This window comes from Ramlibacter sp. (genome assembly GCF_036383835.1).
Lineage (GTDB): Bacteria > Pseudomonadota > Gammaproteobacteria > Burkholderiales > Burkholderiaceae_C > Ramlibacter.
In genome coordinates, this window is record NZ_DASVNN010000012.1 from 18,926 (window position 1) to 34,956 (window position 16,031).

The 16,031-nt window shown below is 69.9% G+C and carries 18 protein-coding genes and 1 tRNA gene; 13 read left to right on the plus strand and 6 right to left on the minus strand.

Going from position 1 to position 16,031, the window contains the following annotated elements; genetic code table 11:
- The first annotated feature begins 1 nt into the window (after nt 1).
- The 8 genes from VF522_RS02015 (at nt 2) to VF522_RS02050 (ending at nt 6,087) form a co-directional block, all read left to right on the plus strand.
- The gene (locus tag VF522_RS02015) at nt 2–739 is read left to right on the plus strand and encodes a phosphoadenylyl-sulfate reductase (RefSeq protein ID WP_330906537.1); all 738 of its coding nucleotides are present in this window, start codon (nt 2–4) and stop codon (nt 737–739) included.
- On the plus strand, nt 736–1,689 hold the full coding sequence (gene cysD, locus VF522_RS02020; RefSeq protein WP_330906538.1) for a sulfate adenylyltransferase subunit CysD: 954 nt from the start codon (nt 736–738) through the stop codon (nt 1,687–1,689). Before VF522_RS02015 ends, cysD begins: the two co-directional genes overlap by 4 nt.
- On the plus strand, nt 1,689–2,963 hold the full coding sequence (locus tag VF522_RS02025; protein ID WP_330906539.1) for a sulfate adenylyltransferase subunit 1: 1,275 nt from the start codon (nt 1,689–1,691) through the stop codon (nt 2,961–2,963). Before cysD ends, VF522_RS02025 begins: the two co-directional genes overlap by 1 nt.
- A gap of 69 nt (nt 2,964–3,032) precedes the next feature.
- On the plus strand, nt 3,033–3,362 hold the full coding sequence (fdxA, locus tag VF522_RS02030) for a ferredoxin FdxA (RefSeq protein ID WP_330906540.1): 330 nt from the start codon (nt 3,033–3,035) through the stop codon (nt 3,360–3,362).
- A 6-nt stretch (nt 3,363–3,368) separates the two neighbouring features.
- Complete coding sequence (locus VF522_RS02035; protein WP_330906541.1) at nt 3,369–4,484, plus strand: NAD(P)/FAD-dependent oxidoreductase; 1,116 nt, start codon at nt 3,369–3,371, stop codon at nt 4,482–4,484.
- Between the two features lie 64 nt (nt 4,485–4,548).
- Nucleotides 4,549–4,624, plus strand: a tRNA-Asn gene (locus tag VF522_RS02040).
- A 119-nt stretch (nt 4,625–4,743) separates the two neighbouring features.
- Nucleotides 4,744–5,526, plus strand: coding sequence for a pentapeptide repeat-containing protein (locus tag VF522_RS02045; RefSeq protein ID WP_330906542.1), 783 nt, complete (start codon nt 4,744–4,746; stop codon nt 5,524–5,526).
- Nucleotides 5,527–5,649: 123 nt separating this feature from the next.
- Nucleotides 5,650–6,087 carry a hypothetical protein gene (locus VF522_RS02050; RefSeq protein ID WP_330906543.1) on the plus strand — a complete coding sequence of 146 codons (438 nt, stop codon included), beginning with the start codon at nt 5,650–5,652 and terminating at the stop codon, nt 6,085–6,087.
- On the opposite strand, the gene VF522_RS02055 is transcribed toward VF522_RS02050, so the two are convergent.
- Entirely contained in the window at nt 6,084–6,713 is a 630-nt protein-coding gene (locus VF522_RS02055; protein WP_330906544.1) for a response regulator transcription factor, read from the minus strand. The two genes, VF522_RS02050 and VF522_RS02055, sit on opposite strands and share 4 nt — an antisense overlap.
- Nucleotides 6,710–8,074, minus strand: a complete 1,365-nt coding sequence (locus VF522_RS02060; RefSeq protein ID WP_330906545.1) for a histidine kinase — start codon at nt 8,072–8,074, stop codon at nt 6,710–6,712. The genes VF522_RS02055 and VF522_RS02060 overlap by 4 nt, the downstream gene beginning before the upstream one ends.
- A 60-nt stretch (nt 8,075–8,134) precedes the next feature.
- Here VF522_RS02060 and pqqA point away from each other — a divergent pair, with 60 nt between their 5' ends.
- The 5 genes from pqqA to pqqE are packed head-to-tail and all read left to right on the plus strand — an operon-like array spanning nt 8,135 to nt 11,320.
- Entirely contained in the window at nt 8,135–8,296 is a 162-nt protein-coding gene (gene pqqA / locus VF522_RS02065) for a pyrroloquinoline quinone precursor peptide PqqA (protein WP_330906546.1), read from the plus strand.
- Nucleotides 8,297–8,321: 25 nt separating this feature from the next.
- On the plus strand, nt 8,322–9,242 hold the full coding sequence (gene pqqB / locus VF522_RS02070) for a pyrroloquinoline quinone biosynthesis protein PqqB (protein ID WP_330906547.1): 921 nt from the start codon (nt 8,322–8,324) through the stop codon (nt 9,240–9,242).
- Nucleotides 9,239–9,943 (plus strand): pyrroloquinoline-quinone synthase PqqC, encoded by a 705-nt coding sequence (pqqC, locus tag VF522_RS02075; protein WP_330906548.1) that lies wholly within the window; start codon nt 9,239–9,241, stop codon nt 9,941–9,943. The genes pqqB and pqqC overlap by 4 nt, the downstream gene beginning before the upstream one ends.
- Nucleotides 9,940–10,206: a pyrroloquinoline quinone biosynthesis peptide chaperone PqqD gene (gene pqqD, locus VF522_RS02080; protein ID WP_330906549.1), complete on the plus strand. Its 267-nt coding sequence runs from the start codon at nt 9,940–9,942 to the stop codon at nt 10,204–10,206. The genes pqqC and pqqD overlap by 4 nt, the downstream gene beginning before the upstream one ends.
- 4 nt (nt 10,207–10,210) lie before the next feature.
- Nucleotides 10,211–11,320 carry a pyrroloquinoline quinone biosynthesis protein PqqE gene (gene pqqE / locus VF522_RS02085; RefSeq protein WP_330906550.1) on the plus strand — a complete coding sequence of 370 codons (1,110 nt, stop codon included), beginning with the start codon at nt 10,211–10,213 and terminating at the stop codon, nt 11,318–11,320.
- Here pqqE and VF522_RS02090 read toward each other — a convergent pair.
- Genes VF522_RS02090 through VF522_RS02105 form a run of 4 tightly spaced genes read right to left on the minus strand, consistent with a single transcriptional unit; the run spans nt 11,317 to nt 15,897 of the window.
- Complete coding sequence (locus VF522_RS02090; RefSeq protein WP_330906551.1) at nt 11,317–12,138, minus strand: formylmethanofuran dehydrogenase subunit C; 822 nt, start codon at nt 12,136–12,138, stop codon at nt 11,317–11,319. The genes pqqE and VF522_RS02090 overlap by 4 nt on opposite strands.
- Nucleotides 12,135–13,046, minus strand: coding sequence for a formylmethanofuran--tetrahydromethanopterin N-formyltransferase (fhcD, locus tag VF522_RS02095; protein ID WP_330906552.1), 912 nt, complete (start codon nt 13,044–13,046; stop codon nt 12,135–12,137). The genes VF522_RS02090 and fhcD overlap by 4 nt, the downstream gene beginning before the upstream one ends.
- Nucleotides 13,046–14,665 (minus strand): formylmethanofuran dehydrogenase subunit A, encoded by a 1,620-nt coding sequence (locus tag VF522_RS02100; RefSeq protein WP_330906553.1) that lies wholly within the window; start codon nt 14,663–14,665, stop codon nt 13,046–13,048. The genes fhcD and VF522_RS02100 overlap by 1 nt, the downstream gene beginning before the upstream one ends.
- Complete coding sequence (locus VF522_RS02105) at nt 14,662–15,897, minus strand: formylmethanofuran dehydrogenase (protein WP_330906554.1); 1,236 nt, start codon at nt 15,895–15,897, stop codon at nt 14,662–14,664. The genes VF522_RS02100 and VF522_RS02105 overlap by 4 nt, the downstream gene beginning before the upstream one ends.
- Nucleotides 15,898–16,031: the final 134 nt, after the last annotated feature.

Sequence of the window (16,031 nt, forward strand, 5' to 3'; positions counted from 1 at the left end):
GATGGGCGCCATCGATTTGCACGCCCGTCCTTCGAAGGACTTCGAGGCCAGGCTGGCGGAAACGCAGAAGCTGCTGATCCGCGCCGCCTCCGAGTTCGCGCCGTTGAAGCAGGCTTCCAGCCTGGGGGCGGAGGACGTGGTGATCACCCACCTGATCAACAGCCTCGAACTGGACATCCCGGTGTTCGTGCTGGAGACGGGTGCGCTGCACCAGGAGACGCTGGACCTGCTGGATCGCACGCTGGCGCATTCGCGCGCACCGGTGGAGGTCTACCGCCCCGTGCAGGAATCGGTGGTGCACTTCGTCGGCCGCGAAGGCAAGGACGCGATGTACCGCAGCATCGCGCTGCGGAAGGACTGCTGCGCGATCCGCAAGCTGGAGCCGCTGGAGCGCGCCCTGACCGGCCAGAAGGCCTGGATCACCGGCCTGCGCAAGGAGCAGTCCGCCGCCCGCGCCGACGTGCCGCTGGTCGACGAGTCGGATGTGCCCAAGAACGGCCGCATCAAGCTCAACCCGCTGGCGAACTGGACCTGGGGCGACGTCTGGCACTACATCGGCGCCAACGAGGTCGACTACAACCCGCTGCACGACCAGTTCTTCCCCAGCATCGGCTGCGCGCCGTGCACGCGCGCCATCAGCCTCGGCGAGGATTTCCGCGCCGGAAGGTGGTGGTGGGAGGATGAGGCCGCGAAGGAATGCGGCCTCCATGTGAAGAAAGAAGAGAAGGTCGCCGCATGAACGCACGCACCGAACCGCAACTGCTGACCCGCCTCAGCAACAAGCACCTCGACGCCCTGGAAGAAGAAGCGATCTTCATCCTGCGCGAAGTGGCCGGCGCCTTCGAGCGTCCGACCCTGCTGTTCTCCGGCGGCAAGGACTCCCTGGTGCTGCTTGCGCTTGCCGAAAAGGCCTTCGGAGTCACAGGAGGAACCTCCGGTTCCGGCCGCATCCCGTATCCGCTGCTGATGATCGACACCGGCCACAACTTCTCCGAAGTGACCGACTTCCGCGACTATCGCGCCAAGCAGCTCGGCGCCGAACTGGTCGTGCGCAGCGTGGAAGACTCGATGAAGCGCGGCACGGTGCGCCTGTCGCGCCCCGACGAGAGCCGCAACGCCCACCAGTCGGTGACGCTGCTGGAGGCGATCGACGAATTCCGCTTCGACGCGCTGATCGGCGGCGCCCGCCGCGACGAGGAGAAGGCCCGCGCCAAGGAGCGCATCTTCTCGCACCGCGACAGCTTCGGGCAGTGGCAGCCGAAGGCGCAGCGCCCCGAACTCTGGACGCTGTTCAACACGCGCCTGGCGCCCGGCGAACACTTCCGCGTGTTCCCGATCTCCAACTGGACCGAGCTGGACGTGTGGCAGTACATCGAGCGCGAGCAGATCGAGCTGCCTTCCCTCTACTACGCGCACCAGCGCGAGGTGGTGGAGCGCCGCGGCCTGCTGGTGCCGGTGACCGAGGTCACGCCGGCCAAGGCCGGTGAAGAGGTCGTGACCCGCACGGTGCGCTTCCGCACCGTCGGCGACATCACCTGCACCTGCCCGGTGGCCAGCCCGGCGGCGAACGCCGCCGACGTGGTGGCCGAGACGCTGCTGGCCGACGTGAGCGAGCGCGGCGCCACGCGCATGGACGACAAGACGTCGGACGCCTCGATGGAAAAGCGCAAGAAGGACGGGTATTTCTGATGACGACCGCAACCCACACCGGACACGACGCCGCCCTGCGCTTCATCACCTGCGGCTCGGTCGACGACGGCAAGAGCACGCTGATCGGCCGCCTGCTGGTGGACAGCCGCGCCGTGCTGCAGGACCAGCTGGCCTCCGTGTCCCGCTCCGGCGAGACCGACCTCGCGCTGCTGACCGACGGCCTGTCCGCCGAGCGCGAACAGGGCATCACGATCGACGTGGCCTACCGCTACTTCGCCACGCCCGCGCGCAAGTTCATCATCGGCGACGCGCCCGGCCACGAGCAGTACACCCGCAACATGGTGACGGCCGCTTCCAGCGCCGATGCCGCCGTGGTGCTGGTGGACGCCACCAAGCTGAAGTGGCAGGACCCCGCCCTCGAACTGCTGCCGCAGACCCGCCGCCACACGCTGCTGGCCAACCTGCTGCGCGTGCCCGCGATCGTGTTCGCGATCAACAAGCTCGACGCGGTGGAAGACGCCACGCTGGCCTTCACCAACATCCGCGGCGCGCTGGAGACCTTCACCGAGGCCGCCGGCATCCACGCCCGCGCCATCGTGCCGATCTCCGCGCTGAAGGGCCACAACGTGGTGGAAGCCCAGCCCGGCTGGTGCGGCTACCAGGGCCCGTCGCTGCTGGCGCTGCTGGAGCAGCTCGACGTGACGCCGGCCGAGACGGCCGAAGCCTTCGCCTTTCCGGTGCAGTGGGTCGAGAAGTTCTCGTCCTCCTCCGACACCTCGCAGGGCCGCCGCGTGTTCTGGGGCCGCGTCGCCACGGGCAGCGTGCAGCCCGGCGATGAGATCACGGTGCTTCCGAGCGGCCAGACCGCCAAGGTGGCGCAGGTGCTGGACCACGTGCGCGATCCCGCCAAGGTGGAAGCGCGCCACAGCGCCGGCATCATCCTGGACCGCGAAGTGGACGTGTCGCGCGGCGACTGGCTGCTGGCGCCGGGCGCCTTCACGCCTTCGCGCGAAGTGTCGGCCACGATCGCCTGGCTCGACGACGAGCCGCTGGTGGCGGGCCGCGCCTACTGGGCGCTGCACGGCCACCGCTGGGTGAAGGTCAAGGTCAAGCGCATCGTCCACAAGCTGGACGTGAACACGCTGGCCGAACAGGACGCCAACCACCTGGAGCCGAACGGCATCGGCCACGTCGAACTGGCCCTGCAGGAGCCCCTGGCCACCCTGCCCTACGCCCGTTCGCGCGCCCTGGGTTCCCTGGTCCTGGTGGACACCGCCAGCCACAAGACCTCGGGGGCCGTGCTCGTTCGTTGATCCTGCCCAAGGGGGCAGGACGAAAACCAAATAAAATAGAGGGTTTCCCCCCAAGCCCTCGCTACCGCAATGACCCACGTCGTCACCGAACAATGTATCCGCTGCAAGTACACCGACTGCGTTGACGTCTGTCCGGTGGACTGCTTCCGGGAAGGTCCCAACATGCTGGTGATCGACCCGGACGAGTGCATCGACTGCGCGGTCTGCATCCCGGAGTGCCCGGTGAATGCGATCTACGCGGAAGAGGACGTGCCGGCGGACCAGGTGGCCTTCATCAAGCTGAACGTGGACCTGTCGCACCAGCCCGGATGGAAGAGCATCACCAAGCGCAAGCCGGCGCTGTCCGATGCCGAGGAATGGAAGGACAAGCCGGGCAAGCTGTCCGAGCTGGTCAAGTAGGGAACCATGAAATCAGAACTGAACGAAGAAGTGATCAAGACCGCAGCCGCCCATGACGGCCCGATCGAGACCGATGCAGTGATCATCGGCGCGGGCCCCGTGGGCCTGTTCCAGGTGTTCGAGCTCGGCCTGCTGGAGATCAAGGCGCACGTCATCGACTCGCTCGCCTACCCCGGCGGCCAGCCCATCGAGCTGTATCCGGACAAGCCGATCTACGACATCCCGGCGATCCCGGTGTGCACCGGCAAGGAACTGACCGACGCGCTGCTCAAGCAGATCGAACCGTTCGGCGCGACCTTCCACCTGGGCCAGACGGTCACGGTGGTGCAGAAGCAGGACGACGGCCGCTTCTTCGTCGAAACGTCCAAGGGCACGAGGTTCCTCACCAAGACGATCTTCATCGCCGCGGGCGTGGGCGCCTTCGAGCCGCGCCTGCTGAAGGTCGAGGGCCTCGACAGGTTCCAGGACTCGCAGCTGTTCTACCGGGTGAAGAACCCGGCGGACTTCGCCGGCAAGAACCTGCTGGTCGTCGGCGGCGGCGACTCCGCGCTGGACTGGGCGCTGAACTTCACCCCGGGCAACGAGGACGGCAACGCCAACAAGGCCGAGAGCGTGATCCTGGTCCACCGCCGCGACGGCTTCCGTGCCGCGCCCGCCTCGGTGGCGCGCATGCACGAATTGTGCGAGCAGATGGAGATGCAGTTCGTGGTTGGCCAGGTGACCGGCTACGAAGAGAAGGACGGCAAGCTCACGGGCGCCAAGGTGACGGGCGCCGACGGCGTCACGCGCGTGGTCCCGGCGGACGTCCTGCTGGTCTTCTTCGGCCTGTCGCCCAAGCTCGGCCCGATCGCCGACTGGGGCCTGGACATCGAGCGCAAGCAGCTGAAGGTGGACACCGAGAAGTTCTCGACCAACGTGCCGGGCATCTTCGCGGTGGGCGACATCAACACCTACCCGGGCAAGAAGAAGCTGATCCTCTCGGGCTTCCACGAGTGCGCGCTGGCCGCCTTCGGCGCCGCTCCCATCATCTTCCCCGAGAAGGGCAAGATCCACCTGCAGTACACGACCACCAGCCCGAAACTGCACAAGGTGCTGGGTGTCGAGACGCCGGTGTTCGACTGACGATTTGCTGAATTTGTCGAGCATCCGGAAGAGCTGGAAATCGACGCTATAATCTAAGGCTTGTTCCCCGATAGCTCAGTTGGTAGAGCGCCGGACTGTTAATCCGTAGGTCCCTGGTTCGAGCCCAGGTCGGGGAGCCAGAATTCGAAAGGCCCGCACGCGCGGGCCTTTCTCTTTTCCGCGGCCAATCCATCACGGCCGACGCAGTCTTCCCCGCCATCAGGACACCGCGTGCTAGCCTGCGCCGCGGGATGACTCCATGGAACGCGACCCCACACGTGCCTGCCTGCGCGTACTCGGCGCGTCGCTGATCGCGCTCGGCGCCGCCGCCGGCGCGGCCGAACTCTCGCGCGACGACGTCGTGCGCATGCTGGCCCAGTCGCCGCCGGCCGATTTCAGCGGCAAGGATCTCTCCGACCTGGACCTGAGCGGTCTCGACTTCCGCAAGGCGAGCTTGCGCGGCACGAACCTGTTCGCCAGCAAACTCGTCTCGGCCGACCTGCGCGGCGCCGACCTTTTCGGCGCCAACCTCAATGGCGCCTGGCTGATGGGCGCCGATTTCACCGGCGCGCAGCTGCGCGACGCCAGCCTGCTTTCCGTCGTCGTGCTCGGCGGGCAGGTGAAGAAGCTGCCCATCTTCAAGGATGCGAACCTGCGCGGCGCGCGGATGATCGCCGACCTGCCGGCGGCCGACCTGAGCGGCGCCGATCTGTCGCAGGCGCGCATCGGCGTCGACATCCGCAACCAGGGCATGGGGCAGATGCGCACCGACCTCACCGGCGCGAATCTCGCGGGCGCGAACTTCGAAGGCGCGGACCTGAACCGCACCCTGCTGTCGTTCGCGAATCTGCGCAACGCCAACCTGCGGGGAGCGAACCTGTTCCGCGCCCGGCTCGAAGGAGCGAACCTCGAGGGCGCGGACGTCGCCGGGGCCGACTTCACCGAGGCCGACCTCTCCGGCACCGTCCTGCGCGGTGCCGGGGGCCTCGCGGAGGCGAAAGGGCTCGAGCACGCCGCGAACGCCGACCAGGCCGTGCGCTGAACCCGGCCTTCGCGCGCGTCTGCCGGACCGTTCCCCCTTCGGCGCGTTGTCCTTCTCCGACATCGCCGTTTCACTGACTCGGACGGGGGATACCCCAGCAAGGTTCGCACGATAGAGTGGGCCATGTCCGATCTCTACGCCACCCTCCTGTCCTGGGCGGTCACCCTGTCCGGCTACCCTTCCCCTCCCGAGCCTCCGGTGGTGGTTCCCAAACCCCACGAGTTCTTCGTCCAGCAAGCCTGCCACGGGCAGGAATGCAAGGTGCTCGGCTGGTACGCCGGCGGCAGGAACGTGTACATCGACGAGAAGCTGGATCCCGAGGACAGCCTGTTCGCGAGCTCCATCGTCGTGCACGAAATGGTCCACTACCTGCAAGGCGTGGCGCGCGGCGACGACTCGCTGGCCGGCGGCGCGGCCTTCAGCGTCCCGCCCTCCTGCAAGCAGTCGGTGGAATGGGAACACCAGGCCTACGCCGTCCAGCGCGAGTACATCCTGCGCTACGGCGCCTTCCTGCAGGTGGGGCAGTCGATGCTCCACGTGCACTGCGACGCGGGATCCTAGGTTTCGATCAGGCCCCAGCGCAGGGCCACCAGCGTCAGCTCCGACTGGTTGCCTGCGCCGAGCTTCTGCTTGACGTGGTACAGGTGCGTGCCCACCGTGCTGGGCGACACCTTCAGGTTCTCGGCGACCTGCTGCACCGTCGCGCCGCGCGCGAGCTGGACGAACACGGCGAACTCGCGCTCGCTCAGCACGTCGGCCGGGCTGCCGGCACCCTCGATCTGCGCCATCGCCAACGCCTGGGCCGTCTGCGGATCGACATAGCGCTCGCCGCGCGCGACCGCGGTCACGGCGTTCGTCAATTCCTCCGGCGCACTGCGCTTGGCCAGGTAACCCAGCGCGCCGGCCCGCAGCACGCGGCTGGAATGCGCCGTGTCCTCGTGCGCGGAGAGCGCGAGCACGCGGGCCCTGGGATCCTGCGCCAGCAGGCGGCGCACCGCTTCCAGCCCGCCCATGCCCGGCATCGAAAGGTCCATCACCACGACGTCGGGCTTCACGCGCGGATAGGCCTGGCAGGCCTGCTCGCCGTCGCCGGCCTCCGCCACCACCTCCACGTGCGCATCGGCCAGCAGCATGCGAAAGCCCATGCGCACCAGGGCGTGGTCGTCCACCAGCATGACGCGGATCACGCCAGTGCCTCCTCGGGCTGGTGGAGCGGCACGGTGACCTCCAGGCACACGCCGCCCGCCGCGGCCGGCTCGACCCGGCATTGCCCGCCCACGGATTCGACGCGCTCGGCCAGCCAGCGCAGTCCGCGCTGCCCGCCGCTGTCGGGCCATCCGGCCGGCAGTCCCGTGCCGTCGTCCACCAGCTGCAGTGCGATGCTGTCCTCCACGGCTCGCAACCGCAGGCGCAGCGAGCGCGCATGGCCGTGCCGCAGCGCGTTGGTGATGCCTTCCTGCGCGGCACGGTAGAGCGTCAGCGCCACTTCGGCCGAGGGCCGGATTTCCGCGAGCTGCGCGTCGAGCTCGATGCGCACGCCGGGCTGGCTGCGCTGCGTGCGTTCCACCAGGTCGCCGAGGGCCTCGCGCAGCCCGAAGTTGTCCAGCACGAGCGGCGTCAGGCGCGGGATCAGCCCGTGCATCGCCTCGTACAGGCGCGACGATTCGTCGGCGATGACGCGGGCGGCGCGCTCCGATTCCTCGTCGATCTCCCGCACCCGCTGCGCGATCGACAGGGCCATGCTGCGCATCGCGGTGACGGACTGCCCCAGCTCGTCGTGCAGTTCGCGCGCGATGCTGCGGCGCTCCTGTTCGATCTGCCCGGCGACCCAGTGCGCGAGCTCGCGGCTGTCGGACAGCCGCCGCTCGGCCAGCGCCGCGCGCCGCTCGCTTTCGATGTTCTGGCGCAGCATGCTCACCATGCGATTGAATGCGTCGCCGATGGCCGCGGCCTCCTTGCCTTGCAGGCGGGGCAGTTCGACGTCGAAGCGGCCGGTCTCCAGTTCGTTCAGCGCGCCGACGATCCTGCCGAAAGGACGCACCGCGCGGCCGACCAGCCAGAACACCGCGGCATTGGCGACGACGAGGAGCAGCACCGACCGCAGCATCAGCGGCCCGAATTCGTCCCAGGCATCCAGCGCGGCGCGCGAGGCGTTGGCCCGCACGATGAGCTTGCCATCGGGAAACTGGATGCTCTGCACCGACGGCCGCGGGGTGATCAGCGACTCGAACCACGCCGGGGCATCGCGGCCCGCCTTCCAGCTGGAGGGCGGCGACCGGTAGAGCTCCGCGCCGTTCGCGTCGAGCAGCGTGATGTCGTTGGAGCGGATGCGCCCCATCCCTTCGAGGTAGGCCAGCAGCGCCTGCGGTCCCTGCGCGGCGTGGGCCCAGACCGCGCGCCGCAGCAGCTGGGCGGCGACGCGGTTGGCCGCCACGACTTCCTCGTTGACCGACTTGCGCATGTCGCCGAACTGCTGCGCCAGCAGCGTGCCCACGAAGAGCAGCGTCAGCGCGCCGACGATCAGGTGGATCTTCAATCGCAGGGTCATGGCCTCGCCCTCCGTGCTGCCATGGTAGCGAGCAAGCGCCGCGCCCGATTCATGAAAATCATGAGGCCGGATTCATGGCGGCGGGGCTACCCGGCCACGGACCCGGCCGCGACCATGTTCCTCCCGGCACCCCACCAGGAGATCGACATGACGTGGCAAACCCCCCAGGCCCAGGACTTCCGCTTCGGCTTCGAGATCACGATGTACGTGGCGGTCCGCTGAGCGGGCCCGCCGGCCGGGGCCGACGATGCGCATCTCCATCCTTGGCAGCGCGGCCGGCGGCGGCTTCCCGCAGTGGAACTGCAATTGCCGCAACTGCGCCGGCGTGCGCGGCGGCAGCCTGAGCGCCTCGGCGCGCACGCAATCCTCGATCTTCGTGCGCGACGACACCGGCGCGGACGGGATCCTCTTCAACGCCTCCCCGGACATCCTGGAGCAGATCCGCGGCCGTGCCGCCTTGCAACCAGCCCGCCAGGTGCGCGACACCGCCATCGCGGGCGTGGTACTGGTCGACGGCCAGCTCGACCACGCGACCGGCCTGCTGATGCTGCGCGAGCGCGGTTCGCCCCTGCCGGTGTGGTGCACCCCGGCGGTCGCCGAGGACCTGGGCAGCGGCTATCCGGTGTTCGAGGTGCTGCGGCATTACTGCGGCGTCGAGCACCATGCGATCCCCCTCGACGGCGCGAGCTTCGAGATCCCCGGCGTTGCCGGCCTGTCGCTGCGCGCCCTCACCGTGCCGGGCAAGGCGGCGCCCTATTCGCCGCATCGCGAACAGGGGGCCCCTGGCGACAACATCGCGCTGACCATCAGCGAGCGCGGGCGACGCGTCTCGGCTTTCTACGCGCCGGGCCTGATGGCGATCACCCCTGCCATCTTCGACGCCATGGCCAACGCCGACGCGGTGCTGGTGGACGGCACCTTCTGGACCGACGACGAAATGATCGCGCAAGGCCTGTCCACGCACACGGCGCGCGACATGGGCCACCTCGCCCTCTCGGGGCCCGGCGGGATGATCGAATGGCTCGCCCGCCTGCCCGCGCATACGCGGCGCTACCTCATCCACATCAACAACACCAATCCCATCCTCGACGCGGACTCGCCGCAGAGCGCCAGCCTTGCGCAGGCCGGCATCGCGCTGTGCGAGGACGGCATGGAGATCGTGCTGTGAGCATTCCCTGGGCGCGCGCGGAGTTCGAGCAGCAGCTGCGCTCGCTGGGCAGCCGTTATCACATCCACCACCCGTTCAACCGCATGCTGAACGAAGGGCGCGCGACGCCGGAGCAGATCCGCGGCTGGGTGGCCAACCGCTTCTATTACCAGGTCGCGATTCCCATCAAGGACGCGGCGATCCTGGCCAACTGCCCCGACCGCGAGGTGCGGCGCGCCTGGGTGCAGCGCATCCTGGACCACGACGGCTTCGAGATCGGCGGCACGAAGGACGAAGGCGGCATCGAGGCCTGGCTGCGCCTGGCCGAAGCGACGGGACTGCTGCGCGAGGAAGTGCTGGACCTGCGGCACGTCGTGCCCGGCGTGCGCTTCGCGGTCGACGCCTACGTGAACTTCGCGCGCCGCGCCCCCTGGCAGGAAGCGGTGTGCTCGTCGCTTTCCGAACTGTTCGCCCCGGAGATCCACCAGCAGCGGCTGGCGAGCTGGCCCGAACACTACGGCTGGATCGAACCGGCGGGCCTCGCCTACTTCCGCCAGCGGGTCGGCCGCGCGCGCCGCGACGTCGAACAGGGGCTGGCGATCACGCTGGAGCACTTCGACACCTACCCGTTGCAACGGCGGGCGCTGGAAGTGCTGCAGTTCAAGCTGGACGTGCTCTGGGCGATGAACGACGCGATGGCCTGGAAGTACGGCGTGTCATGAGCCCGGGCACCATTCCGCGCATCGGCTCCGGCTTCCGCCTGCAGTGGGAACCGGCGCAGGAGTGCCACGTGCTGCTCTACCCGGAGGGCATGGTGAAACTGAACCAGAGCGCCGGCGAGATCCTCAAGCGCTGCGACGGCTCGCGCACGGCGGCGCAGATCGTGACCGATCTCGAATCCGCCTTTTCCGCGCAGGGCCTGGCACCCGAGGTGTTCGCGTTCATGGAGCTGGCGGCGCAGCAGCGCTGGCTCGCCTGGGAGTGAAGGCATGGCACGCCCGGGTCCCCCCCTGTGGCTGCTGGCGGAGCTGACCTACCGCTGCCCGCTGCACTGCGTGTTCTGCTTCAACCCGCTGGACTTCGCGCGCACCGAGGACGAACTGGGCACCGCGGACTGGCTGCGCGTGCTGCGCGAAGCCCGCGCGCTGGGCGCGGTGCAACTGGGGCTGTCCGGAGGCGAGCCGCTGTTGCGCGACGACCTGGAAGAGATCGTCGCCGAAGCGCATCGCCTGGGCTTCTACAGCAACTTGCTCACCTCGGGCGTCGGCCTGACCGCCGAGCGCGCCCGCGCCCTGAAGCAGGCGGGACTCGACCACGTGCAGCTGTCGTTCCAGGACTCCACGCGCGAGATGAACGACTTCCTCTCGCACACGAAGACCTTCGAGCTCAAGAGCCGCGTCGCCACGCTGATCAAGGAACAGGGCTGGCCGATGGTCATGAACGTGGTCATCCACCGCCTCAACATCGACCACGTGGACCGCATCATCGCCATGGCGCATGAACTGGGCGCCGAATACCTGGAGCTCGCGAACACGCAGTACTACTCCTGGGCCTTCCTCAACCGATCGCAGCTCCTTCCCACGCACGACCAGCTGCGGCGCGCCGAGGCGTGCACCGACGCCTGGCGCGCGCGGCTGGCCGGATCGATGCGCATCTTCTTCGTCGCCCCGGACTACCACGAGGGCCAGGTGAAGCGCTGCGTGAACGGCTGGGGGACCACGCTGTTGAACGTGGCACCCGACGGCGTGGCCCTGCCCTGCCACACCGCCCGCATGCTGCCGGGCGCGGCCTTCCCCAACGTGCGCGATCACGACCTGCGCGAGATCTGGTACGACTCCGAAGGCTTCGGGCGCTACCGCGGAACGGGATGGATGAAGGCGCCCTGCGCCACCTGCGAGTTCCGCGAGCAGGACCTGGGCGGCTGCCGCTGCCAGGCCTGGCTGGTGGCCCGCGATGCGGAGACCGCCGATCCGGTGTGTCCCAAGAGCCCGCACCACGACCGCATCCTGCAGGCCGTGGCGGCAGCGGACACCGCCAGCGCCGTCGAACATCCGCTGGTGTTCCGCGACCGGCGCGAATCGCTGCAGCGCAGCGCCTAGTCGAGCAGGACGAGCCACTCGCCGCGGCCCTGCACGGCGAGGTCCCCGGCCCAGAGTGCGATCGCGCGGCGGGGCAAGGCTTCGAAGCGGCCGCCGAAACGCGCGAGATCGCGGGCCAGCAAAGCCCAGAACACGCCGGCGTCCGCATGCACCGGCACGAAAGTCCCCGGCGGCTGCAGCGCCTCGCCCGCCATGACGAGGGTTCCGCGGCGCATGCCCCAGCCCGCGTGCGCGCCGCAGCGTCCGCCGATGGCCACGGTGCCGGCCACCAGCCGCGAGGCGAGGAAGTCGCCTGCATCGCCGTGGACCACCACGGTGCCGCGCCGCATGCGGTCGGCCAGGCGCGCTCCGGCCCGTCCATGCACGACCAGCGTTCCGCCCGTCATCCCGTCCATTGCTCCCGGCAGCGCCCCCGCGGCGAAGTCGCCGACATCGCCCCGGATCTCCAGTCGGCCGCCGCGCATGGCGCAGCCCGCCAGGTCGCGCGCGGATCCTTCCACCTGGAGCTCGCCGCCGGACATGGCCAGGCCGAGCTGGTCGCCGACCGAGCCGTGCACTTCGATCGTTCCGAGGGCCAGGCCCGCGCCCAGGCCGTCGAAGCGCGAGAGGTCGCCCTCGAACCGCAATCGTGGTGGCGCGTCGTCGAGGTCGGAGGCGACATCGAAGCATTCGCCGAGCGGCACGCTCTCGCGTCCCTGCGGCAGGGGCAGGCGCAGCACCTCTTCGCGGCGCATCGCGCACAAGGCGGCAGGCGACAGCGCGCGGGCGTCGACGCGCAGCGGCGGCGCCGCGCGGAGCATGAGCGTGTGCCTCGTCATGCCTCCCCCCGCGGCGCCAGGTCGTGCAGGCGGAAGTGGAACGGGCCCAGCTTGCCGCCATAGTTGCCGGCCGAAATGCGCGTGATCCCCGCCTGCGCGCCGCGCGCGACCACCGCCGCGATGCCGGCCCGCATCGCGCCGGCCACGTCGGCCTCGGCCAGGCCGTCGATCACGATCTCCAGCACGCAGCGTTCCTCTTCGGCGAGTGCGCTGTTCGGGGTCAAGCGCATGAGCGACGGGCAGAACGCGTCGTTGGTGGACGCCACGAGCGACGCATACTTGCTGCCCACCTTGGACCCCGAGCGCACCACGCCGCCGGGAAACGGCAGGATCACCCCGGGCACGGCGCGCATCGCCCGCACGGCGGCCTCCGCACCCGCCAGCGCTGCCTCGGTGTCGCGCGCGAGCAGCAGCAGGTTGCCGCCGCCCACGCCCTTGACCACGAAGGTGCTTTCCTGCGCGACGAACTCGCCGTCCATGACCGGCACGCGCCAATAGCGCACGCCCGCGATCACCTTGGAGGCCTGCCAGCCGTCGCCGAAGAAGCGCAGGTTGCGTCCGAGGGGCACCAGTTCGCCCTCCGCGAGCCCGGCGAACACCGCCGTCGTCGGGCAGGTCAGGATGCACTGGCCGACGCGCCGCTCGACCTGCCTGGCGAGCTCCTTGCCCGAGACGGCGAACAGCAGGATGGCGACGCCGGCGCGGCCATCCGGCGTCTCCTCGCGCGACAGCTCGCGCTCGATGCCCGCTTCGCACCCGCAGCCGATCACCGAAGTCGCCAGGCCCGTCGCACTCACGGCGGCATGCGAGGCCCACACGCTGTCGTGCGCCGTGACGACCAGGCGCGTGGCCTTCATCGGAAAGGCCTCGGCGAAGCCGTCGTCGATGGCGATGCCGTTGCGCCGCATCACAGGCTCCGCGGCGCGCAGGCCCAGGGGAACAGCCGGCCGCCGTTGCAGCAGGCGCAAAGCTCGTCCTCGCCGATGACGGCATGGCGTGGATGGACGCCCAGCGGCCGGTCGCCGCGCGCGGCGAACAGGCGCTGCACGCCGCCATCGACGGCGGGAACGGCGAAATGTGTCGCGCCCACCGGCGTGGCGACGACGCGCCCACCCCGCACGACGGGCTCGCCGTCCTTGAACACCCATTCGGCGCGCGTGAACATCGCCTCGGCGTCGGCCTGTTCGCGGTATACGGCGACGTCCGCCGCCGCGCCCGGCGCGAGATGGCCGCGGTCCCGCAGTCCGAGCAGCCGCGCCGGTGCGGCGCGCGTCATGATGGCGATCTCGTGGAGGCTCAGCTCGCGCGCGATCTCGCGCAAGGCCGACTGGGCCGCGACGTCCGGATGCAAGCGTGCCAGCTGCTCGTCGCGGAAGGGCTTGTCCATCAGCAGGCGCATGAGGTGCGGATAGCTGGTGAAGGGCGCGCCATTGGGATGGTCGGTCGTCAGCACCACGCGCCAGGGGTCGCGCACGCGCAGGAACAGCTCCAGCCCGATGGTCCACTGCAACGCGTTGACGTAGCTCTGCTCGCGATAGCGGAACGGCAGCACCCCGCAGCCGCCCTCGCATTCGATATCGGCGAGCACCGCCTTGCGCGGGCGCGCCAGGTCCGCCATCGGATGCTGCCGCATGGTGTCCGCCGAAGCGGTGACCGTCTGCCCGAACAGCACCTGGCCGATGTCGATCGAACAGTTCGGATGCGCGTCCAGCGCTTCGGCGAGCTGCAGCGCCGCGGAGGAAAATTTCTTCGGCCCTTCGCTCCCGTAGCAGTGGAACTGCACGTGCGTCAGGTGACCGGGCAGCCCGTCCAGGGCATCCATGGTGGCGAGGGTCGAGGCGATGTTGCCGGCGGCGCCGAGATTGCTCGCGTGGATGTGCAGCGGATGGGCCAGCCCCGCTTCCTGCACCGCGCGCGCCAGGGCGGCCACCACCTGCCGCGGACTCACCTGCCAATGCACATGGCGCTCGTCGACGTCGAGCCGGCGCTGGTTGAACTTGAAGGCCGAGATGCCCGCGGGATTGACGACCTTCACGCCCAGCGCCTTGGTCGCATGCACCATCCAGGCCACGTAATCGCGCAGCTGCTCCGGCTGCGCGCCCCGCGACAACAACTCGAGGAACGCCTCGTCGTTGCCCAGCATCACGTAGGCGCCGTGGTCGACGATGGGCACGTCGCCCATCTCCATGTGGGCGTGCCGCGCGTTGCTGGGCGCCATCGCCGGTTCGAACACCGAGGTGTAGCCCATCTCGGCATAGCGGTAGCCCGTGGCGAGCGTGCCCGGCGTGCAGGGGTGACCGGCCATCAGCAAGCGCGCGATGTTCACCTTGCCGCCGCCGATGTGGCTGTGCAGGTCGATGCCGCCGGCCAGCACGATGCAGCCCTGCGCGTCGATCTCCTCGTCCACGCGCTCGCGCCCATCGAGCGCGACGATGCGGCCCGCGCGCATCGCCACGTCCCGCACCTCGCCATTGCATGCATTCACCGGATCGAAGACCCGGCCGCCGCGCAGCCGCGTGGTCGTCATTCCGGTTCCTCCAGGCCAACCAGCAGCTCCGCCACGACACGGTCCAAGGCCGGCACGCCGTCGTCGCGCACCGCCACCAGCGGCACCACGACACCGTCGCCGCGGAAGAGATGGCCCGCGGCGTTCACGCCGGGCGTGGCCACCGGCACGAAGACGCACTGGTTCGCGACGCGCCCCTCCCGCAAGCGCGATCCCATGGCCGGGGGACCGAGCACGACGCGCGACAGGTCCGTGGCGGGTGGGAGGCGGCCGGGGGCGAAGCTCCAGGTCCACAGTAGGCCATCCACGGCCCGGTCGGCGAGCAAGGCCTCGCCCGCGAACCGCACCGGTTCATGCTCGAAGCCGGCGCGACCGAACCGCGTGCGCAGCGGCAGGCCCGAGAGCCACGTGAACACCTGCTGCACGGTCGCCGCGCCATCGCTGCCGCCGAGCGCGAAGCTCGCCGCGCGCGTGCCGCGGTTGAGGGCCATGACGATGCGAAGCAGCATCTCGGCGGCCAGCGCGCCGTGCCGCCGAAGCATCGCGGGCTCCCACACGAGCACCGCGTAGCGGGCCTCGCCGAGCATGCGCGCCAGCCCGGCGAGCTCCGGGTCGCTCTCGTGGCAAGGCGCCGGCCCGAGCAGGGCCGCGAGCTGCTGCAGGTCGGCGAAGAGATCGCCCGAGCCGGCGATGCGGACCGGAGCCAGGGCGCCCGGGACATCCTCGGGCGGTTCGGCGCCGAGAAAGACGAGGCGCGTGCACGGACCATCGGCCCGGTCCAGGCCGCAACGCCGGAAGAACTCGGGGTAACGGGCCGTGGCCTGCGTGCCGACGCAGACCACGACGTCGGCGCGGGCGCCGATCTCGGCCAGCGTGGTGTGGAACTGGCCGCGGTCCTGCAGCGCGCGCAACCCCTGCGCGAGAGGCTCGCCGTCCGCGTGGTCGCAGATCGCGCCGGTGCGCGCGGCCAGCTTGAACAGCGCACGCGCGCCCGCCATGTCGATGCCCAGCCCGCCGAACAGCGGCTGTCGCCACCGGGCCAGCCGGCGCGCCGCTTCGGCGATCGCCTGCGCGGGTTCCACGGCCACGCCATCGATGAATGCGACCGGCGCCTCGGGCCGGGCATGCGCGGCCAGTCCCGCGCGCGCACGCGGGCAGGTGCTTCCGTTCAGCGCGAGCGCCTCCGGCCCGCCTTCCAGGGCGAAGCTGTCGCACAGCAGCGCGCAGAACGGGCAGGTCCAGTTGGCTTCCACGGCCCAACCCTTCCGCAAGCGGTGTGCCAAGCCGCGCTGCCCGCGGGCGGGGGCGGCCAAGGGCAGTCTGCAACGCCCGCATGGAACACTGTGTGGCGGCCGGCGACGCGGTCGGCGCGCATGCGCCATGGCAC